The following is a 19,905-nucleotide window of genomic DNA, read 5'->3' as shown; positions in this document are numbered from 1 at the left end:
ATGTTAACAAGGGGCCCCTCCTTTCACCTCAGAACAGCGGGCGGACCAGCAGGTACGCCAGGCAGGCGATGGCCGCCGCCGCCGGGAAGGTGATGATCCAGGCGATCACGATGTTGCCGGCCACGTTCCAGCGAACCGCGGAGACCCGCTTGGTCGCGCCGACACCCATGATCGCCGAGGTGATCGTGTGGGTGGTGGAGATGGGGGCGTGCAGCACCAGGGCGTTGAAGTAGAGCACCGCGCTGGCCACCGTCTCGGCCGCGAAGCCCTCCGGCGGGCCCAGGTCGATGATCTTCCGACCGAGGGTACGGATGATCCGCCAGCCGCCCGCGTAGGTGCCGGCCGCCAGCATGGCCGCGGAGGTCCAGAACACCCACTGCGGGATGTGGGTCTTGTCGGACTGGAAGCCGCCGGTGTAGAGGGCCAGGACGATGATGCCCATGGTCTTGGCGGCGTCCTGCATGCCGTGGCCGATGGACATGGCCGCGGCCGAAGCGGTCTGCGCCCAGCGGAAACCCCGGTTGAGCTTGCCCGGCTGCCCCTTCCGGAAGAGCCACAGGATCGCCAGCATCACCAGGAAACCGAGCATCAGGCCGACCACCGGCGAGAGCACCATCGGGATGATGACCTTGTCGACGATGTTGCCCCACTGCACGACGCCGTCGGCGGCGAAGAGGGTCGCCCCGACCAGGCCACCGAAGAGGGCGTGCGAGGAGGACGACGGCAGGCCGAAGTACCAGGTGATCAGGTTCCAGGCGATCGCGCCGAGCACGCCGGCGAAGACCACCCCAAGGCTGGTGACGCCGGTGGGCAGGGTGACCAGTCCGTCGCCGACCGTCTTGGCCACCCCGGCGCCGAAGTGCGCGCCGACGAAGTTGCCGACGGCGGCCAGCGCGAGGGCGATACGGGGGGTCAGCGCGCGAGTCGAGACGCTGGTGGCGATCGCGTTGGCCGCGTCATGGAAGCCGTTCGTGTAGTCGAACGCCATGGCGACCACGATCACCGCCAACACGGCGATGAGTTCGGGAGTCACGGGCTCAGGACTCCTTGACCGCGATTGTCTCGACGGTGTTGGCCACGTGCTCGAAGGCGTCACAGGCGGCCTCCAGCTCGTCGGCCACCTCCTTCATCTTCAGCACGGTCAGCGCGTCGTACTCGCCGGAGAAGAGGCGGACGAGCAGCATCCGGTACGCCTGGTCACCCTCGTTCTCGAGGCGGTTGCACTCGATCCAGTACTCCTCGAGATTCTTCATCGACCGCAGCTGCGGCATCGCATCGGCGGTCAGCTTGGCCTGCTGGTCCAGCACGTTCACCAGCTCGTGCAGCTCGCGCGGCAGCGCGGGGAGCTTGGTCAGGCCGTACAGGTAGAGCAGGTTGCCGACCGCCTCCAGGTGGTCCATCACGTCGTCGAGCAGCGAGCCCAGCCGGTAGATGTCCTCGCGATCGAACGGGGTGATGAAGGTAGAGTTGATCTTCTTGTACAGCTCGTGGGTGATCTGGTCGCTGTCGTGTTCGACCTCGGTCAGCCGCTCGCTGACCGACTGCACGTCGACCCCGGGCAGCGCCAGCTCGTTGAGGAGTTCGGTGCCCCGCACCAGGTTCTGCGCGGCCCTGGTGAAGAGCTCGTAGAAGGCGCCCTCGGTGGGACGGAAGGAAAACTTCACAGCACGGACCTCGTCGTGTCGGTGGAAGGGTGGCCGCCCCACTGGGCGTCTGCAGAGGGCATGCTAGGTACCCCGCGTAATCGGGCATTCGCCGGCCCACCCCTGGCCAGACCCCATTTACCGCTCGTTCACCTGCCGTTTACCTTCGCCGTCCGGATCTCGCTCCACAACCTCGACGCTCCGGCTCCACGCAGAAATCCGCGGCCGGATACCCCAGATCAAGCGCGCCGAACGCCTCCCACCCGGCTGATCAAGGAGTTGCGGTAGTCAGCTCGTCCCCTTTCATCCGGTTCGGCAGGTGCCACACCTCCATGATCGACGCCGAAGGGGCGGGCGTCGTGTCACGGTTGGGGTCGGTGGGGCGTTCAGGGGGTGGGGAGAATGTGGGCTTCGGTGGGGAGGGAGCGGAACGTGGGGGAGCTGGCTTCCGAGTTCGAGGCGGAGCGCGGGCATCTCATGGCGGTCGCGCACCGGATGCTGGGCAGCCGGAGCGAGGCCGAGGACGCGGTGCAGGAGACCTGGCTACGGTACGCGGGGGCGCTCGCCGATCCCGCCGCCCGCGCCCAGATCCGGGACCTGCGCGGCTGGCTGACCACCACCTGCTCGCGGCTCTGCCTGGACGTGCTCCGCTCCGCCCGGGTACGTCGCGAGGCGTACCCCGGTCAGTGGCTGCCGGAGCCGGTGGTGACCGACGTGCCCGCGGTGGACGGCTTCGCCCCCGACCCGGCCGAGCGGGCGGTCCGGGCCGACCAACTCGGCACCGCCCTGCTGGTGGTGCTGGAGCGGCTGGCCCCCGAGCAGCGGGTGGCGTTCGTGCTGCACGACGTCTTCGCCGTGCCGTTCGTCGCCATCGCAGACGTGCTCGGCACCACACCCGGCGCGGCCCGGCAGCTCGCCTCCCGGGCCCGCCGGGCGGTCTCCGGGCCGGACGCTCCCCGGCACACCGCCGACCTGGCCGAACAGCGGCGGGTGCTCACCGCGTTCGTGGCCGCTGTTGAGTCGGGGAAGCTGGAGCGGCTGGTCCAGGTGCTCGCGCCGGACGTGGTGCTGATCGGCGACAGCGGCGGGCACTTCCCGGCGGCCCGGCGGCCCGTGGTCGGCGCCGACGCGGGGGCCCGCTTGATCCTCGGCGTGTTCGGCCAGGCCACCCGCTACGACGGCCGGCTCCTGGCCCGGCCCGTGCTGATCGACGGCGCGCTGGGCTGGCAGGCGGAGACGGTGTTCCGGGACGGACGCCTGATCCGCGTTCTCACCTCGTTCGCGGTGCACGAGGGGCGGATCACCGGCGTCTTCAATCAGCTCAACCCGGAGAAGGTGGCCCACCTGACCGAGCTCGGGATGGACGCCGGCTGGCCGCCGCGCTGGTGAGACCGGCTCACACCACCAGGGCCAGCCACTTCCGGTACGTCGTGGCGAACGGCTCGGTGCCGTCGCCGAGCGCGTCGAAGAGCCAACGGGCGGCCGCCTCCGCCTCGACGACCAGGTCGTCCGGGTAGCCGAAGCGCGCCCGGTGCTCGGCGAACTCGTCCTCGTCGCGCAGCTCGACGATGCCGGTCTCCCGGCGGCGCACCACGTCCAGATCGAGGTCGATCAGGTGGACGGTGCTCTCGCCCTCCCACCGGGCCGGCGTGGTGATGTCGCAGTAGACCTCGCTGGTCCGCGGCGGCGGGTTGAACATCCCGGTCCACCAGCCGTGCCGCGGCACCAGCAGGACGAACGGGATCCGCTCGACCGAGGGCCGGCCGTGGTAGACCGATTCGGTGCCGGCCGGCACGCCGAGCCAGACACCGAGGTCGTCCTCGGCGAGCCGGCGGGCCGGGTAGTCGCGGTGGGCGCTGCCGTCGTACTTGCGGTAGATCACGCGGACCACATCGCTCGGCATGACTGGCACCCTATCCGTTTCGGCCACTGGACGCGATCGGCAGGTAACCGGACGCGATGCGACCGGACCGCGCCACGACGCGGATCGGCGCGGCCCCTGTCGGCGGCGGCGGGTACGGTCGCACGGTGACCCTGCCCCGTACCGCCACCGGTCCCGCCGTCGGAAAGAAGCGTCGGGGCAACCGGCCCAGAGGTGGTGAGCTGCTGGCCGCGGCGGTCGGCGCGGTCCCCGGCGGCGCGACCCGGCCCGGGCAGCAGCAGATGACCGAGGCGATCGAGCGGAGTGTCGCCACCGGCGAACACCTGCTGGTCCAGGCCGGTACGGGCACCGGCAAGTCGCTGGCCTACCTGGCCCCGGCGCTGACCGTGGACGGCCCGGTGGTGGTCTCCACCGCCACCCTGGCCCTGCAGTCCCAACTGGTCGACCACGACCTGCCCCGGCTGGCCGACGCGGTGGAGCCGCTGCTCGGTCGCCGGCCCACCTTCGCGGTGCTCAAGGGGCGGCACCACTACCTGTGCCTGGCCCGGCTGGACAGCTCCGTCGAGGAGGAGCCGGAAGACGCCCTCTTCGACGCGCCCCGGCCCGGCGGCGGCACCAAGTGGCTCGGCGAGGCGGGCCGGCTGGGCAAGCAGATCCAGCGGCTGCGCGACTGGGCGGAGGAGACCGCCACCGGCGACCGGGACGAACTGGACCCAGGCGTCGACGACCAGGTCTGGCGGACGGTATCGATGCCGGCGCGGGAGTGCGTCGGGGCGACCCGCTGCCCGTTCGGTCAGGAGTGCTTCGCCGAGGCGTCCCGGGCGCGGGCCCGCGAGGCCGACATCGTCGTCACCAACCACAGCCTGCTCGCCGTCGACATGCTCGCCGGCCGGCACATCGTGCCGCCGCACAAGCTGCTCATCGTCGACGAGGCGCACGAACTGGCCGACCGGGTCTCCTCGGCGGCCCAGGCCGAGCTGGTCCCCGAGCTGATCGACCGGTCCGCCCGCCGGGCCCGGCCGCTGCTCCGCCCGGAGCTGGCCGAGCGGCTCACCGAGGCCGGCGACGCCCTCGCGGTGGGGCTGGCCGAGGCGCCGGCCGGGCGGCTCACCGCCGGGCTGCCACCGGCGCTGCGTGAGGCGTGCACGCTGCTGGACGGGGCGACCCGGGCCGCGCTGGAGGCGATCGGCGAGGTCAAGGCCGACGACCCGGACCCGGTCCGCAAGCAGCAGGCCAAGGCGGTGCTGGACGAGCTCTCCGCCACGGCGCAGCGGCTGCTGGAGGAGGCGGACCACGACGTGGCCTGGGTGGAGAAGCCGGAGAACGGCAGCCGCCGTGCCCTGGTGGTCGCGCCGCTCTCCGTCGCCGGCACCCTCGCCACCCACCTGTACGACGAGCGCACGGTGGTCGCTGCCTCGGCCACCCTGGCGCTGGGCGGCCGCTTCGACACGGTCGCCCGCGCGCTGGGGCTGGACGCGCCGCCGCCCGCCCCGCCGTCCCCGGCCGCCGCCGCGCTGGCCACCGCGGCCACCGCCGGCCGCACCGGCGCCGCCGCCCCGGTGGCGAGCACCGCCGGCAGCCGGGCTGCGGTCGGGACGGTCCCGGCCACCGAGGGGCCCGGCTGGCGTTCGCTCGACGTCGGCTCGCCGTTCGACTACGCCCGGCAGGGCATTCTGTACGTCGCCGCACACCTGCCCCGCCCCAGCGTCTCCGGCCTGCCCGAGGCGGCCGGCGAGGAGCTGCTGGCGCTGGTCGGGGCGCTCGGTGGGCGTACCCTCGGGCTCTTCTCCTCGCGCCGGGCCGCGCAGCAGGCGGCGGAGCTGCTCCGCGCGCGGACCGACCTGCCGGTGCTGCTCCAGGGTGAGGAGACGCTGCCGCTGCTGGTCCGCCGGTTCCGGGAGGAGCGGGAGAGCTGCCTGTTCGGGGTGATGTCGCTCTGGCAGGGGGTGGACGTGCCCGGTGACTCCTGCCAGCTCGTGGTGATCGACCGGCTGCCGTTCCCGCGGCCGGACGAGCCGCTGGCGGCGGCGCGTGCGGCGGCGGTGGACGCCGGCGGGGGCTCCGGCTTCGCCGCGGTCAGCGTGCCGATCGCGGCGGTCCGGCTGGCCCAGGGCGTCGGCCGGCTGATCCGGGCGACCAACGACCGAGGGGTGGTGGCGGTGCTCGACTCCCGGCTGGAGTCCGCCCGCGGCTACGGCCCGTTCCTGCGCCGCTCGCTGCCGCCGTTCTGGTACACCACACGGCCGGACGTGGCCCGGGGTGCACTGGAACGTCTCGGCAAGGCATGACCCGCCACCGGGGCCGCGGGTCAAGGTGCCTGGGAGGCGACCACCACGGCGTCCGGTGGGGTGTCCGGCACGGTCCGGGCGGCGAGCCGGCGGACCGCGGTGTTGAGCACCGCGATCAGCGGCACCGCGACCAGTGCGCCGGCGATGCCGGCGAGGATCACCCCGGCCGCGATCCCGATGATCACGGCGAGCGGGTGGATGGCCACCGCCCGACCCATGATCAACGGCTGGAGCACGTGCCCCTCCAGCTGCTGCACGCCGATGACCGCGCCCAGGATGATCAGCGCGGTCACCGGGCCGCTGTCGACCAGTGCCACCAGCACGGCCACCCCGCCGGAGAGCGCGGCGCCCACGATCGGGATGAACGCCCCCAGGAAGACCAGTGCGGCCAGCGGAAACGCGAACGGGACGTGGAAGATGACCAGGACGATCCCGATGCCGACCGCGTCGATGAAGGCGACCAGCACAGTGGCCCGGACGTACGCACCCAGCGTCGCCCAGGAGGCCCGGCCCGCGTCGTCGACCTTCCAGCGGGCGGCCACCGGCAGCAGCCGGACCAGGAACCGCCAGATCTTGTTGCCGTCGCGGAGGAAGAAGAAGGTCGCGAAGAGCACCAGGATGGTGCCGGTGATCACCTCGGCCAGCGTGGCGGCGGTGGAGAGCGCGCTGGTGGTGAACGACTTGGAGTTGCCGCTGATCCAGGTCTGCGCCTCGTCGATGTAGTGGTTGATCTGGCTGTCCGACACGTGCAGCGGGCCGGTCTTGAGCCAGGTCTGGATCTGCTTCACACCGGCTGCCGACTTGTCGCTCAACTCCGGCACACCCGCGATGAACTCGTTCACCACCAGGGTCAGCGTGCCGACCACCGCGGCCAGGCCGCCGACCAGCACCACCCCGGTCGCCAGCGAACGCGGGAAACGGACCCTGAGCAGCCAGCCGACCGCCGGGGCGAGCAGCGCGGAGAGCAGCAGCGCGATCGCCAGCGGGATGATCACGATGCGGATGGTGCCAACGATCTTGAGCAGCGCCCAGGCTACGATGCCGATCGCGATCAACCGCCAGGACCAGGCCGCGGCGATCCGCAGCGCGTGCGGCACGTCGGCGTCATCGCGGCTGGTGGTCGACGGGTGCGAGGCGGACGACTGCCGGCCGGTCGCCGGGCCAGGTGCCGCCGGGCCAGGTGCCGCCGGGCCTGAGGCCGCCGCGTCGGGCACGGACGGCGAGGCCACGTCGTCGGACTCCCCCGGTGAGTTACCGGGGTCGACCCGGCCGACCCGGGCCGACTCGCGGCCGGACTCGTACGCACGGCGCAGCCGTCCGCGCATCCGCTCGAAGCGGCTCAAGCGCACCTCCCGCAAACTTGGCCCGCCGAAGAAACAGGGGGGACAGGATAGTCCGTCCGTCCCACCCTAGGTCGGCTCCGCCACAATTGCCCCTGTCCCACTCGGGCCAACCACGCCGATGATCGACCACGGCGTACGCGGTAGCGTTTCCGCGTGACCGTCGACCAGAACCTCGACTCGGGCCTGCCGATCCGTCTGCTGCACGACCGTGTGCTGGTGCGAACGGAGAACGGCGACGGTGAACGCCGCTCCACCGCCGGCATCGTGATCCCGGCCACGGCAGCGGTGGGCAAGCGGCTGGCCTGGGCGATCGCGGTGGGGGTGGGTCCCAACGTACGCTCCATCGTCGCCGGGGACCGGGTGCTGTTCGATCCCGACGACCGGTCCGAGGTCGAGCTGCACGGTCGGGCGTTCGTCCTGCTCCGCGAGCGCGACGTGCACGCCGTCGCCGCCGAGCGGGTGGAGAAGGAGCCATCCGGCTCGACCGGCCTCTACCTGTAGGTGCCGTTTGCGATACCGCCCGGCGGGAAAGCCCAGGCACCTCAGCGCCCTGGGGAGGGACCATGCCGATTGTGCTCAAAAAGCTACTGGCCTGGGGACTCGTCGCGTTCCTGATCTACTTCGTGGCCTTCCGTCCGAACGGCGCCGCCCAACTGGTCAGCACGATCGGGACGGGCCTGATGGCCATCGCCCAGGGCATCGGGGACTTCCTCACCACCCTGATGACCTGACCGCCCGGGCCCGGGGGACGGGGAAACGGTCAGGCGCCGGGGGACGGTCAGGCGCCGGGGGGCCAGGGCGCGGCGGGACCCGGGCCGTACCAGCCGGGCGGGCCGTAGGCGGCCGGGTGAGCCGGCGGCGGTGGCGGAGTCAGCACCACCGGGATCGGCACGACCGGTTCGTCGGGGGCCTCGACCGCCCGCCGCGAGCCGTCCGGGAAGCGCAGGTGGTAGTGCTGACCGTCCCAGACTCCGACCGGCGCGTGCGGGTCCCGGCCCACGAAGTACGCCCGGTACGCGGTGATCGCGTCCAGCAGCTCCCGCTCCTCCCGCGCCGTCCGGTCCCGGTCGGCCGGCGTCCGGTCCAGTCCCCGGCGCATACCGTCGCGCAGCAGCGCCAGGCGGGTCGCGGCGAACTGGTAGCCCCGCATCGCGTGCACCCCGCCGTCGCCGGCCACCCGTCGGGCCCAGGTACGCGCGGCGTGCCGCCGGCCGAGGCTGCCCAGGGCCGCCACCTCGGGCGGCGTGAGCCAGCCGGCCCGGACGTAGTCCGGCAGGGTGCGTTCGGTGAGCCGCCCCTCCCAGGCGCGCAGCCAGACCGCCAGTCCCACCATTCCGAAGAAGATCGGCACCATCACGCCGATGTAGCCGTACAAAGCGATCAGCGGCTGCCCGGTGCTGGCGACCAGCGAGGGCAGCAGATTCCACGTGCCGTGCAGCATCATCGCCACCAGCAGGCCGGCGATCGGGGCGAAGATGCGGATCCGCCGGTCGGCCGTACGGGCGGCGATGCCCAGGCCCACGCCGGTCATCGAGGTGAACAGCGGGTGGGCGAAGCCGAAGAGCAGAATCCGCACGATGAAAATGGCGATCACCTGCTGCGCGCCCGTGGCCGGGCCGTACTCCTGGACGCCGGCACGGTAGCCGTACCCGCCCAGGTAGAGGATGTTCTCCACCATGGCGAAGCCGATCGCGGAGAGCCCGCAGTAGACCAGCCCGTCGGTGATCCCGGAGAACTCCCGGCGGCGGAAGATCAGCAGCAGGATCGGGAAGGCCGCCTTGGTCAGCTCCTCGATGAACGGGGCGACCAGCACGGCGGTCAGCGCCGCGGGCAACCCCCAGTGCTTGAACTGGCCGGCGAAGAATTCGTTGACGTTGAGCGCGATCGACGTCGCGACGAACGCGCCCCAGGCGAAGCAGAAGATCAGGTACCTCAGCGGCTCCGGCTCGTAGCGGTCCAGCCAGAGGAAGCAGGCGACCAGCACCGGCACCGGCAGGATCGCCGCGATCACACCGACCAGCAGCGCCTGCGGGCCGAGGCCGGTGCCCAGCCTGTAGAGGATGAAGATCGCGCCGGCGGCGATCACCACCACCACCCCGATGAGCACCATGATCCGCCACCAGTTCAGCCGGCGCAGCGGCATCCGGGGGGTCGACGAACCCGGCGGCGGAGGAGCGGGCGCGGACGGCGGCGGCAGGGCTCCGCCGGGCGGGGTGTCGGCCATGCCGTCAGCGTAGTCACCCGCCGCCCTCTGGTCCGGCCGCATCGCACCCGCTATGCTGCCGGGCAGGTCACGAGCGCCAGCGTCAAGCCCCGGCTTGCTGGCCGGCAACCCTCGTTGAGTTCGCGGTGGGGTGCCCCGGGTGATGACCGGGCCCAGCCCGACCGTGCTGGGCAAGCGCGGACCCCGTCCCGGTAGCCACCCCCGGGGTCCCCTGGACCCGGGAGGTTCCGACATGCCCGTCACCCTCGTCCCCGCCCTGCCCCCGCTGCCCGCGACGCCGGCGCCGAACCGGCCGGAACCGCTCGCCGTGCTCGGCGTACCCGGTGAGATCAACCTGGATTACGCCGCCAGCGCGCCGTGCGCGCGGGCTGCGGCCGACGCGGTGGCCGAGCTCCTGCCGTGGTACGCGAGCGTGCACCGCGGCGCCGGGGCACTGTCGCGGCGCTGCACCCTGGCCTACGAGCGGGCCCGGCAGACGGTGGCCGACTTCCTCGGCGCCCGCCCCGACGACCATGTGATCTTCACCCGGAACACCACCGACGCGGTCAACCTGCTCGCCCGGGCGCTGCCCGCCGGCACCACCGTGGTCACCTTCGCCGGCGAGCACCACGCCAACCTGCTCCCGTGGCCACGCGGATCGGTCCGGCTGCCGGTGCCGGCCAGCCCTGCCGAGGCGGTACGCGCCCTCGACGCCGCGCTGCGCGAGCTGCGCCGGGTGAGCCCGAGCCGGTCGGCGACGGGCACCCGACCCGACCTGCCGGTGCTGGTGGCGGTGACCGGCGCGAGCAACGTGACGGGTGAACTCTGGCCGGTGCCCGAGCTGGCCCGGGTGGCCCACCGCCACGCCGCCCGGATCCTGGTGGACGCGGCGCAGCTCGCCCCGCACGCGCCGGTTGACCTGGCCGCGCTGGACGTGGACTACCTGGCGCTCTCCGGCCACAAGCTGTACGCCCCGTTCGGCGCCGGCGTGCTGGTCGGGCGCGGGGACTGGCTGGACGCGGCCCCGCCGTACCTCGTCGGCGGCGGGGCGAGCAGCCACGTCGGTACGGCGACCCACGAGGTGCGCTGGGCCACCGGGCCGGCGCGGCACGAGGCCGGGACCCCGAACCTGCTCGGCGCGGTGGCGCTCGCCGCGGTCTGCGCCGCGCTCGCCGAGGCGGACCGGGACGCGCTGCACGCCCGCGAGCAGGCGCTGCTGACCCGCTTGCGGGACGGTATCGCCGCCCTGCCGCACGTGGTGGAGCTGCGCACCTTCGGGCCGGACGCGCCGCGGGTGGGCATCGTCTCCTTCGTGGTCGCGGGCCGGGACTCCACCGACGTCGCCGCCGAACTGGCCGGCACGCACCGGATCGGGGTCCGGGACGGGCTCTTCTGCGCCCACCCGTTGGCCCGGCGGCTGCTGGCCGAGGCGGCGGCGCGCAGCGGGCGCCGCGACCTGCCGCCGACCGCGCTGCGGGCCAGCCTCGGCCTCGGCACCACCGCCGCCGAGGTGGACGCTCTCCTCACCGCCCTCGCCCGCCTGGCGTGAGCACCTGAGGACGCTGGGTCAGCCCACGGGGGGTGCGGTGGGAGCTCTGGGGGCGGGACTCTGCGGGGTCGTGCCGCCCGTCCGCTGCTCCCGCTCGCCGAACGCCTGCCGGACCAACCGGTTCGCCTCCTCCTGTTCGATCCCGGAGGCGACCAACAGGTCGCTCGCCGTGGTACGGACCTGCGCGATCACCACGCTGCCGGAGAAGCCGACCCCCTCGGCGTACGCCCGGCCGGCCTCGCTGACCGCGCGCAGCGACCGCTCCCGGGCCCGTTGCGGTTCCTCCCCGACGGCGAACTCGTGCCGGAGCAGGCGTACCGACTCGGCGAGGTGGGCGATGGCGTCGGGCATCGGTTCGGGGATCGGCTCCTCGTCCTCGATCAGGGTGACCGAGCGGCGGGTCAGCGTGCCGCTGTTACGCATCGCCCGGTCGATCGGCTCGGCCGCGTCGGCGTAGTGGGCCAGCTCGCTGCGCCGATGCCAGCGGGCCGGCGAGATGGTGACGGTCTCCTTGGCGCCCTCGATCGCCTCGCTGAGCGCGGCCAGTTCCGCCTTGTTCTCCCGGAGCCGGAGCAGCGCGCGCTGCGCCGCATTCCGGTCCCGTCCGCGCAGCGCCTCCGCGCAGGCGTCGAGCTGGTCGGAGAGCAGGTCCAGCGCCGGCCGGGCGGCCCGGTTGATCACGCGCAACGGGTTCAGTGGCAGCAGGATCGCGCTGACCAGCAGGGCGACGCCCCCACCGATGGCCGCGTCGATGAAGCGCGGCACCTCCAGATTCTTGGTGGAGGGGCTGAGCGTCACGATCAGTACGGCGGTGGCCGCCGCCTGGATCACGACGGCCACGCTCGCCCCGGCGAAGATGCTCAGCAGGATCGCCACGGTGACCACCAAGCCGAGCTGCCACGCACCGGTCCCGAGGACGTAGATCAGGCCGTCGCCGAGCAGCACCCCGATGGCCACGCCGACGATCAGCTCAACGGTCCGGCGGAACCGCTGGCCGACCGAGGCGGCCAGGGTGCCGACCGCGGAGATCGGGGCGAACACCGGTTGGGGGTTCTTGAGCAGGCGGTGGGAGACCACGTATGCCAGGGCGGCGGCGAGGCCCGCCTGGACGGCGAGGCCGGCGGCGGTACGCACCCGGTGCAGCCGGTCGTGCCAGGTAGCCCTGCCCCGGGTCCGGAGCTCGTCCATCGCCTCGGAGATCCGGGCCCCGTCGACGTCGACCAGCCCCTCCCGGAAGGGGGCACGCCGCAGGAACGGCAGTCGTCGGTCCCGGGCCACGGCCATGGCCGGGACTACCCGTCCCACACCCGCTGAATCCTCCTGGGCTGTTCACCCCCGGGAAGCGGCCGGACGGAAACGATTGCCGGTGGGCGCCCGCCCGCCGCAGTGCTGGAGACGACCGGTCAGGACGAGGGAAGCTCGGCGGCGTCGCCGTCGATGCCCCGGTCGGCCGCGAACCCGCGGACGTCCGGGGCGCCGAGCCGGGCCGCGTCGGCAGCCACGTCGTCGGGCATCAGCTGCGACCGTCGCTCGGCCTCCACCCGGGCCCGGTAGTGGGCCACCTCGCGGGCCCGGGTCGCCTCGTCCCAGCCGAGCACCGCGCCCATCAGCTCCGCGGCGTGCTCCGCCGACTCGAGGCCCCGGTGGCTGGTCTCGAAGGAGATCCGGGTACGCCGGGTCAGCACGTCCTCCAGGTGCAGGGCCCCCTCGGCGCGGGCCGCGTACGTCACCTCGGCGGCCAGGTACTCCGGGGCGCCGGCCAGCGGTGAGCCGAGCAGCGGATCGGCGTCGATCAGGGCGAGCAGGTCCCGGGTGAGCGTGCCGTACCGCTCCAGCAGGTGTTCGACCACCCCGACCGGTACGCCGTGCCGGCGGGCCAGGTCGGCCCGGTCCCGCCACATCGCCGCGTACCCGTCGGCGCCGAGCAGTGGCAGGTCGGCGGTACGTGACGGACGCGTCCCGCCCAGCCGGTGGCCGGCCCGGTCGACCACGTCCGAGGCCATCACCCGGTACGTCGTGTACTTGCCGCCGGCCACCAGGAGCAGCCCGAGCATCGGCTCGACCACCGCGTGCTCCCGGGACAGCTTCGAGGTGGAATCCGCCTCGCCGGCCAGCAGCGGGCGCAGGCCGGCGTACACGCCCTCGATGTCGTCGGTGGTGAGCGGCCGGTCCAGCACCATGTTGACCTGCTCCAGCAGGTAGTCGATGTCGCGGGCGGTGGCCGCCGGGTGGGACCGGTCCAGCCGCCAGTCGGTGTCGGTGGTGCCGATGATCCAGTGACCACCCCACGGGATGACGAAGAGCACGCTGGAGGCGGTCCGCAGGATCAGCCCGGTCTCGCCGGTGATCGCCGAGCGGGGCACCACCAGGTGCACGCCCTTGGAGGCCCGGACGCGCAGGCCGGGGCGCAGCCCGACGTCGTTGAGCATCCGCGACATGTCGTCGCTCCACACGCCGGTCGCGGCGATCACCGTACGGGCGCGCACCTCGAACTCGGCGTCCGGTGAGCCGGCGGGCGCCTCCAGGTCGCGGACCCGAACCCCGGTGACCTCGCGGGCCTGCCGGGTGAGGCCGACCGCACGGGCGCTGGTCACCACGGTCGCGCCGAGGCTGGCCGCCGTCCGGGCCAGCGTCACCACCAGGCGCGCGTCGTCGACCTGCCCGTCGTAGTAGCGGATCGCCCCGGCCAGCTTGTCAGCCCGTAGGCTCGGGAAGACGCGGCGGGCGCCCTCGCGGCTCAGGTGCCGGTGCAACGGCATGCCCCGCCCGCCGCCGAACAACCCGGCGAACGCGTCGTAGGCGGCCACCCCGGCGCCGTAGTACGACCGGCGGAACGCCCTGCTCGGCAGGTCGCGCACCCCGCCGTCGGCGGGGAGCGGGACCAGGAACGGCACCGGGCGGACCAGGTGCGGGGCGAGCCGGGTGGCGAGCAGCCCGCGCTCGGTGAGCGCCTCGTGGACCAGGTGGAACTCCAGCTGCTCGAGGTAGCGCAGGCCGCCGTGGATCAGCTTGCTGGACCGGCTGGAGGTGCCGGCGGCGAAGTCCCGCGCCTCCACCAGGGCCACCTTCAGACCACGGGACGCGGCGTCGAGGGCGGCGCCGGCCCCGGTCACCCCACCGCCGATGACGAGCACGTCGAACCGCTCGGCGCGAAGTTTGCGCAGGTCGTCGGCGCGGCGCTCGGCGGAGAGCTGACCGGCCATGGATCGGGACACGTTGGGGTCGCGCACCCGTCCACCGTAACCGTCCCGGCGCTCCGGCGACATGTACGGATGCGGGTGGGCGTTGGGGCGGCAGGTGGCTCCGGCTGGGCCGTACTGTGCTCTGCATGCAGGTCGGTCGCCCGTATCCCGCCCGTTCGCCGGGTTTCCCGCCTGATCGAACGAGCCCCTGGGCGGTGGTCGCCGCAGTGCTCACCGGCGGCTGGGCCGTCCTGGTGACCGTGTCGGGCCAGGTCGTCGGCTGGGCGATCGACCAGTTGGTGCTGGTCGCCGGCCTGCACCGGATGGTGCTGGTGTGGCCGGTGGTCGCGCTCGCCACAGTGCTGCTCGTGGGCGCGCCCACCCTCGCGCTCGCGCTGCTTCCCCGCTCCCCGGCGGTCCGGGCCACCGGCCGAGTCTGGCTGGGCGCGGCGCTGGCGCTCGGCGCGCTGACCCTGCTGCGCACGGTGCCGCCGGTCCACAAGGAGGCGTACCTGGCGGCACTGGCCGGCAGCGCCGCCCTGCTCGCGCTGGTCGTTCGTCGGCTGTCCCGCCGTCGGGTGGACGCCGTGGCCGGCATCGCCGTCGCCGGCCCGGGCGGTGAGCCACCCGCCGTTGCGGACCACGTCGCGGCCAGCCCGTCGCCAGGCCAGACCGGCGCGACAGCGGGCCAGGCCAGTGGGGCGGTAGGCCCGGCCGGCGCGGCGGCGGGTGGCGGCGTGCGGCGGTTGGGCCCGGTGACCCTGCTGGCGCTCGCCGCCGGGCTGGCGTCGCTGCTGCCCTGGGCCTGGGTGGGCGCGCTCGGCGGGGCACTGGAGACGGTGCTCGCCGGCCTCGCCGCCGCCGCGCTCGGCGCGCTCGCCGGGGCGCTGCTCGACGCCATGTTCTGGGCCCGGTTCGCGGTCGGCGCGCCACCCCGGCCGGCCCGGCTGGTGCTGGTCGGCGGCCTGGTCGCCGGGGTGGCCCTGGTGCCGCTGTCCGGCGCGGCCGGGCAGTCCGGGGCGCAGTTGCCGGCCCTGTTGCTGCTGCCGCCGCTCGGCTTCGTGCTGGGCGCGCTGGAGGCCGCGGCCCGTCGCTCCGGCCGGCCGGCCGGCCGCGCCCCGGTCCGCTGGCTGGTCGGCCTCGCGCTGGCCGGGCCGCTCGCCTTCACCGACCCGGAGGAGATCACCGTCCTGCTCGCCGGCAGCCGCGATGTCCCGTACTGGGTCGCCGTCGGGGCCGGTGCCGCGTTCGCCGTCGCGGCGCTGCTCGCCATCGGGTACGGCGTCCTGCTCGCCCGGCCCCGCGCCCGCGCGCCCCGGCGGGCGGCGGCCGGCCTGACCGCCGCGGCCCTGCTCGCCGCCGTGGCCGTGGTGTACGTCGTCCCCGGCCGGCCCGGCCTGTACGGGGAACGGCTGCTGGTGGTGCTGCGCGAGCAGGCCGACCTGAGTGGCCTCCCGACCGGGGAGCCCGGGCGGGCGGGACGCGACGCCCGAGCCGCGGAGGTCTACCGGCGGCTGGTGGCCACCGCCGACCGAACCCAGGGCGACCTGCGCCACGAGCTGACCCGGCTGGGCCTGCACCCGACGCCGTACTACCTGGTCAACGCCATAGAGACGGACGGCGGGCCGGGGGTACGGGCCTGGCTCTCCGGGCGCCCGGAGGTGGGCCGGGTGCTGGTCAGCCAGCGGCTACGCCCGTTGCCGGCGGCGGCGCCCCCGGCCCGGGGCAGCCAGCCGGCGCCCACCGGTCCGGTCTGGAACGTGTCGTTGATCGGCGCGGACCGGGTCTGGTCGGAGCTGGGCGTGACCGGATCGGGCGTCGTGGTCGGCAGTTCGGACTCCGGTGTGGACGGGCGGCACCCGGCGCTGGCCGCCGGCTTCCGGGGCGGCGACGACTCCTGGTACGACCCGTGGGAGCACCGGCGTACGCCGGGCGACCGGGGCGGTCACGGCACCCACACGGCGGGCAGCGCGGTGGGCCGGAACGGGATCGGCGTGGCCCCCGGCGCACAGTGGGTGGGCTGCGTCAACCTGGACCGCAACCTGGGCAGCCCGGCTCACTACCTCGACTGCCTCCAGTTCATGCTGGCCCCGTTCCCGGTTGGCGGGAACCCGTTCACCGACGGCCGGCCGGGCCGCGCGCCTGACGTGCTGACCAACTCCTGGGGCTGCCCGCCGATCGAGGGTTGCGACCCGGGGGCGTTGCGACCGGCGACCGCCGCGCTCGCCGCCGCCGGCATCCTGGTGGTGGTGGCCGCCGGCAACTCGGGCCCTTACTGCGGCTCGGTCGCCGACCCGCCGGCCCCGTACGCCGACGTGCTGACGGTCGGGGCGGTGGACCGGGCGCGCCAGCTCACCCGCTTCTCCAGCCGGGGCCCGGCCGCCGGTGGTCTCACCAAACCCGACCTGGTCGCGCCCGGGGCGGGGGTGCTGTCGGCGTTCCCCGGCGGCGGCTACGCCACACTCGACGGCACCTCGATGGCGACGCCGCAGGTGGCGGGCGTGGTCGCGCTGATGTGGTCGGCGAACCCGGCGCTCGTCGGCGACCTGGCACGGACCCGGCGGATCCTCCTCGACACCGCCTCCCCCGCCGGAGTGCCGCCGGACGCGGAGCGCTGCGGCGGCCCGGCCGACGAGGTCGGCGCCGGCCTGGTCGACGCCTACGCCGCCGTCCGCGCCGCGATGAAAGCAGGGGCCCCTTCTTAACGCCTGCGGTAGAGCAGGGGCCCCTTGTTAACACCCCGGCCGGTCGAACGGTGCCGGGCGGCCGACGGATGGCCTAAGGTCGGCCACCATGGACGTGGAGATCATCGAGCTGGGCCCGGACCGCCTGCCGGCGGTCGTCGACCTCTGCCGGCGGGCCCTGGACCTGCCCGAGGACTCGGCCGAGGCAGCCGCCATCGTGGACACCCTCGCCGTTCGTGCGGCGGCCGACCGGCCGGTGCTGCCGCTCGGGGCGGTACGCGGCGGCGAGCTGCTCGGCGTGCTGCTCGGCTCGGTGTCGCAGCGGGATCCGCGCCACGGCCACGTCGACCTGCTGGCGGTGGCACCGGAGGTACGCCGCCAGGGCATCGGGCGGGCGCTGCTGGCCGAGGCGGAGCGGCGCCTGGCCGGGCTCGGCGCGGGCGAGCTGCTGCTCGTCGGGAACCCGCCGCACTACGCCTGGCCGGGCATCGACGTGCGATACACCCCGGCGGTCTGCGCTGCGCTGCGGCTCGGCTACCAGCAGGACCGTACGGCGTGGAACATGACCGCGGACCTGGCGGAGGGGTCTGCGGCACTGCGCTCGACGGAGGCCGCCGAGCGCCGGCTGGCCGACGCGGGCGTGACGGTACGCCGGGCCGAACGGGGCGATCTGCCGGCGCTGGCCGCTTTCGCCCGCACCACCTTCGGTGGGGCGTGGGACAGCGAGCTGGCCGGATCGTTGGACCGGCCGGAAGGGGGCGCGCACCTGGCTGAGCGGGACGGCGAGATCCTGGGCTTCGCCGCGTACGGCTCGACCCGACCGAGCTGGTTCGGGCCGATGGGTACGGCCCCGGCGGCCGAGGGCTCGGGCATCGGTGGGGTGCTGCTGCGACGCTGTCTACGTGACCAGGCGGCAACCGGCCTGAACACGGCACAGATCGGCTGGGTGGGCCCGGTGCCGTTCTACGCGAACGCGGCGGGCGCGCGCATCGAGCGGGTGTTCTTCCTGTATCGCAAGGCGCTGACCGGACAGGAATGACCAAAGGAGCGAAAGGTACATAGACGCAAATAATGCCATTCCGGCCCGCTGGTCATTGACCGCCGCCTACGGTCGTGCGTAGAGGAGGCAGCCATGACGACGGATGACGAATTGACCGGCGACCAACCGGCGAGCTGGCGCCCGGTCGGCGAACTCCCCGGCCAACTGCCGTTCGACCGGCTCGACTACGGCGACGCCGAGCAGCTGGCGGAGATGGCCCGCGTCGACGAGCCGTTCACCGACGAACCGCTGCAACTGGTGGACGAGCCGATCCGCATCGCGCCCCCGTACGACCGGACCCACAAGCGGCGCAACCAACGGCCGCTGCCGACGTGAACACACGGAGGGGGGCGGACCGCTGACGCGGCCCGCCCCCCTCCCAGCGTGGAGCTGGACTCAGAAGTCCATGTCCCCGCCACCCGGGCCAGCCGGGGCGGCCGGGGTCTTCTCCGGCTTGTCCGCCACGACGGCCTCGGTGGTGAGGAACAGCGCGGCGATCGAGGCGGCGTTCTGCAGCGCGGAACGGGTCACCTTGGCCGGGTCGATGATGCCCGCGGCCAGCAGGTCCACGTAGTCGCCGGTCGCGGCGTTGAGGCCGTGGCCCGGCTCGAGGTTGCGGACGTGCTCGACGACGACGCCACCCTCCAGGCCGGCGTTCACGGCGATCTGCCGCAGCGGGGCGTCCAGCGCGATCTTGACGATCTGCGCGCCGGTCGCCTCGTCGCCGGCCAGGTCCAGCTTGTCGAAGGCGGTCTTGCCGGCCTGCACCAGCGCAACGCCACCACCCGGGACGATGCCCTCCTCGACGGCGGCCTTCGCGTTACGGACGGCGTCCTCGATGCGGTGCTTGCGCTCCTTCAGCTCGACCTCGGTGGCCGCGCCGACCTTGATCACCGCAACGCCGCCGGCCAGCTTGGCCAGCCGCTCCTGCAGCTTCTCCCGGTCGTAGTCGGAGTCGCTCTTCTCGATCTCGGCCCGGATCTGGTTGACCCGGCCCTGGATCTGCTCGGCGTCGCCGGCACCATCGACGATGGTGGTCTCGTCCTTGGTCACCACGACCTTGCGGGCGCGGCCCAGCATGTCGAGGCCGACGGCGTCCAGCTTGAGGCCGACCTCCTCGCTGATGACCTGGCCACCGGTGAGGATGGCGATGTCGGCCAGCATGGCCTTGCGGCGGTCACCGAAGCCCGGCGCCTTGACGGCGACCGACTTGAAGGTGCCACGGACCTTGTTGACCACGAGGGTGGCCAGGGCCTCGCCCTCGATGTCCTCGGCGATGATCAGCAGCGGCTTGCCCGACTGCATGACCTTCTCCAGGATCGGGAGCAGGTCCTTCACCGACGAGATCTTGCTGTTGACGATCAGGAGGTACGGGTCGTCGAAGACGGCCTCCATACGCTCCGGGTCGGTCATGAAGTAGGCGGAGATGTAGCCCTTGTCGAAGCGCATACCCTCGGTGAGCTCCAGCTCCAGGCCGAAGGTGTTGCTCTCCTCGACGGTGATGACGCCTTCCTTGCCGACCTTGTCCATCGCCTCGGCGATGATCTCACCGACGCTCGGGTCGGCGGCGGAGATGGAGGCGGTGGAGGCGATCTGCTCCTTGGTCTCCACGTCCTTGGCGAGCTTGAGCAGCTCCTCCGAGACGTTGGCCACGGCGGCCTCGATGCCCCGCTTCAGGGCCATCGGGTTGGCGCCGGCGGCCACGTTGCGCAGGCCCTCGCGGACCAGGGCCTGGGCCAGGACGGTCGCCGTCGTCGTGCCGTCACCGGCCACGTCGTCGGTCTTCTTCGCGACCTCCTTGACCAGCTCAGCGCCGATCTTCTCGTACGGGTCCTCGAGCTCGATCTCCTTGGCGATGCTCACACCATCGTTGGTGATGGTGGGGGCACCCCACTTCTTCTCGAGCACGACGTTGCGGCCCTTGGGGCCGAGGGTCACCTTCACGGCGTCGGCGAGCTGGTTCATACCCCGCTCGAGGCCGCGGCGCGCCTCTTCGTCGAACGCGATCATCTTGGCCATACGGCGTTGTCCTCCTGGACACTCACGGGCCACCCGAGTGTCTTCCCGGATGGGCCGCCTGGTGTACGCACCT

16 protein-coding genes and 1 riboswitch are annotated in these 19,905 nt (G+C 73.5%); of the genes, 8 read left to right on the top strand and 8 right to left on the bottom strand.

The genetic code is table 11. From position 1 onward, the window contains the following. Nucleotides 1-28: 28 nt before the first annotated feature. On the bottom strand, nucleotides 29-1,033 hold the full coding sequence (locus ACNAW0_RS20360) for an inorganic phosphate transporter (protein ID WP_416289520.1): 1,005 nt from the start codon (nucleotides 1,031-1,033) through the stop codon (nucleotides 29-31). Nucleotides 1,034-1,037: 4 nt separating this feature from the next. Further along, nucleotides 1,038-1,664, bottom strand: coding sequence for a DUF47 domain-containing protein (locus ACNAW0_RS20355; RefSeq protein WP_416289519.1), 627 nt, complete (start codon nucleotides 1,662-1,664; stop codon nucleotides 1,038-1,040). A 411-nt stretch (nucleotides 1,665-2,075) separates the two neighbouring features. On the opposite strand from ACNAW0_RS20355, the gene sigJ reads away from it, so the two are divergent. Then, nucleotides 2,076-3,032: an RNA polymerase sigma factor SigJ gene (gene sigJ / locus ACNAW0_RS20350; RefSeq protein WP_416289518.1), complete on the top strand. Its 957-nt coding sequence runs from the start codon at nucleotides 2,076-2,078 to the stop codon at nucleotides 3,030-3,032. 7 nt (nucleotides 3,033-3,039) lie between these two features. Here sigJ and ACNAW0_RS20345 read toward each other — a convergent pair whose 3' ends face one another. After that, nucleotides 3,040-3,546 carry a DUF402 domain-containing protein gene (locus ACNAW0_RS20345; protein ID WP_416289517.1) on the bottom strand — a complete coding sequence of 169 codons (507 nt, stop codon included), beginning with the start codon at nucleotides 3,544-3,546 and terminating at the stop codon, nucleotides 3,040-3,042. 125 nt (nucleotides 3,547-3,671) lie between these two features. Between ACNAW0_RS20345 and ACNAW0_RS20340 the strand changes: the two genes are divergently transcribed. Beyond that, complete coding sequence (locus ACNAW0_RS20340) at nucleotides 3,672-5,813, top strand: ATP-dependent DNA helicase (RefSeq protein WP_416289516.1); 2,142 nt, start codon at nucleotides 3,672-3,674, stop codon at nucleotides 5,811-5,813. A 20-nt stretch (nucleotides 5,814-5,833) separates the two neighbouring features. Here ACNAW0_RS20340 and ACNAW0_RS20335 read toward each other — a convergent pair whose 3' ends face one another. Beyond that, nucleotides 5,834-7,156 (bottom strand): AI-2E family transporter, encoded by a 1,323-nt coding sequence (locus tag ACNAW0_RS20335; protein ID WP_416289515.1) that lies wholly within the window; start codon nucleotides 7,154-7,156, stop codon nucleotides 5,834-5,836. Between the two features lie 153 nt (nucleotides 7,157-7,309). Here ACNAW0_RS20335 and ACNAW0_RS20330 point away from each other — a divergent pair, with 153 nt between their 5' ends. Both ACNAW0_RS20330 and ACNAW0_RS20325 read left to right on the top strand, forming a co-directional pair. Further along, nucleotides 7,310-7,657 carry a GroES family chaperonin gene (locus ACNAW0_RS20330; RefSeq protein WP_416289514.1) on the top strand — a complete coding sequence of 116 codons (348 nt, stop codon included), beginning with the start codon at nucleotides 7,310-7,312 and terminating at the stop codon, nucleotides 7,655-7,657. A gap of 62 nt (nucleotides 7,658-7,719) precedes the next feature. Beyond that, on the top strand, nucleotides 7,720-7,887 hold the full coding sequence (locus tag ACNAW0_RS20325) for a hypothetical protein (RefSeq protein ID WP_416289513.1): 168 nt from the start codon (nucleotides 7,720-7,722) through the stop codon (nucleotides 7,885-7,887). Between the two features lie 47 nt (nucleotides 7,888-7,934). Here the strand turns inward: ACNAW0_RS20325 and ACNAW0_RS20320 are convergent, their stop codons facing one another. Beyond that, entirely contained in the window at nucleotides 7,935-9,422 is a 1,488-nt protein-coding gene (locus ACNAW0_RS20320) for a PrsW family intramembrane metalloprotease (RefSeq protein ID WP_416289512.1), read from the bottom strand. Nucleotides 9,423-9,445: 23 nt separating this feature from the next. Then, a riboswitch (SAM riboswitch) is annotated at nucleotides 9,446-9,563 on the top strand. Nucleotides 9,564-9,612: 49 nt separating this feature from the next. Between ACNAW0_RS20320 and ACNAW0_RS20315 the strand changes: the two genes are divergently transcribed. Continuing rightward, nucleotides 9,613-10,908 (top strand): aminotransferase class V-fold PLP-dependent enzyme, encoded by a 1,296-nt coding sequence (locus tag ACNAW0_RS20315; protein WP_416289511.1) that lies wholly within the window; start codon nucleotides 9,613-9,615, stop codon nucleotides 10,906-10,908. An 18-nt stretch (nucleotides 10,909-10,926) separates the two neighbouring features. Here ACNAW0_RS20315 and ACNAW0_RS20310 read toward each other — a convergent pair whose 3' ends face one another. Together ACNAW0_RS20310 and ACNAW0_RS20305 are read right to left on the bottom strand one after the other, a co-directional pair. Further along, nucleotides 10,927-12,186: an FUSC family protein gene (locus ACNAW0_RS20310; protein WP_416289524.1), complete on the bottom strand. Its 1,260-nt coding sequence runs from the start codon at nucleotides 12,184-12,186 to the stop codon at nucleotides 10,927-10,929. Nucleotides 12,187-12,311: 125 nt separating this feature from the next. Then, nucleotides 12,312-14,123, bottom strand: coding sequence for a glycerol-3-phosphate dehydrogenase/oxidase (locus ACNAW0_RS20305; RefSeq protein WP_416289523.1), 1,812 nt, complete (start codon nucleotides 14,121-14,123; stop codon nucleotides 12,312-12,314). Nucleotides 14,124-14,236: 113 nt separating this feature from the next. Between ACNAW0_RS20305 and ACNAW0_RS20300 the strand changes: the two genes are divergently transcribed. The 3 genes from ACNAW0_RS20300 to ACNAW0_RS20290 all read left to right on the top strand — a co-directional run bounded on the left by ACNAW0_RS20300 (nucleotide 14,237) and on the right by ACNAW0_RS20290 (nucleotide 18,149). Beyond that, nucleotides 14,237-16,795, top strand: a complete 2,559-nt coding sequence (locus tag ACNAW0_RS20300) for a S8 family serine peptidase (RefSeq protein WP_416289509.1) — start codon at nucleotides 14,237-14,239, stop codon at nucleotides 16,793-16,795. 88 nt (nucleotides 16,796-16,883) lie between these two features. Continuing rightward, nucleotides 16,884-17,813 carry a GNAT family N-acetyltransferase gene (locus ACNAW0_RS20295; protein WP_416289508.1) on the top strand — a complete coding sequence of 310 codons (930 nt, stop codon included), beginning with the start codon at nucleotides 16,884-16,886 and terminating at the stop codon, nucleotides 17,811-17,813. A gap of 93 nt (nucleotides 17,814-17,906) precedes the next feature. Next, a complete protein-coding gene (locus ACNAW0_RS20290; RefSeq protein WP_416289507.1) occupies nucleotides 17,907-18,149 on the top strand; it encodes a hypothetical protein in 243 nt (80 codons plus the stop codon). A 60-nt stretch (nucleotides 18,150-18,209) separates the two neighbouring features. Here the strand turns inward: ACNAW0_RS20290 and groL are convergent, their stop codons facing one another. Then, the gene (gene groL / locus ACNAW0_RS20285) at nucleotides 18,210-19,832 is read right to left on the bottom strand and encodes a chaperonin GroEL (protein ID WP_416289506.1); all 1,623 of its coding nucleotides are present in this window, start codon (nucleotides 19,830-19,832) and stop codon (nucleotides 18,210-18,212) included. Nucleotides 19,833-19,905: the final 73 nt, after the last annotated feature.

Source organism: Micromonospora sp. SL1-18 (assembly GCF_047921505.1).
Taxonomy (GTDB): domain Bacteria; phylum Actinomycetota; class Actinomycetes; order Mycobacteriales; family Micromonosporaceae; genus Micromonospora.
This window is presented reverse-complemented; position numbering and strand designations above follow the sequence as displayed.

Coding starts and splice junctions, on each gene's coding strand:
- ACNAW0_RS20345 (WP_416289517.1), bottom strand. CDS start 3,546: ATGCCGAGCGATGTGGTCCGCGTGATCTACCGCAAGTACGACGGCAGC.
- ACNAW0_RS20325 (WP_416289513.1), top strand. CDS start 7,720: ATGCCGATTGTGCTCAAAAAGCTACTGGCCTGGGGACTCGTCGCGTTC.
- ACNAW0_RS20320 (WP_416289512.1), bottom strand. CDS start 9,422: ATGCGGCCGGACCAGAGGGCGGCGGGTGACTACGCTGACGGCATGGCC.
- ACNAW0_RS20315 (WP_416289511.1), top strand. CDS start 9,613: ATGCCCGTCACCCTCGTCCCCGCCCTGCCCCCGCTGCCCGCGACGCCG.
- ACNAW0_RS20300 (WP_416289509.1), top strand. CDS start 14,237: ATGCAGGTCGGTCGCCCGTATCCCGCCCGTTCGCCGGGTTTCCCGCCT.
- ACNAW0_RS20295 (WP_416289508.1), top strand. CDS start 16,884: ATGGACGTGGAGATCATCGAGCTGGGCCCGGACCGCCTGCCGGCGGTC.
- ACNAW0_RS20290 (WP_416289507.1), top strand. CDS start 17,907: ATGACGACGGATGACGAATTGACCGGCGACCAACCGGCGAGCTGGCGC.
- groL (WP_416289506.1), bottom strand. CDS start 19,832: ATGGCCAAGATGATCGCGTTCGACGAAGAGGCGCGCCGCGGCCTCGAG.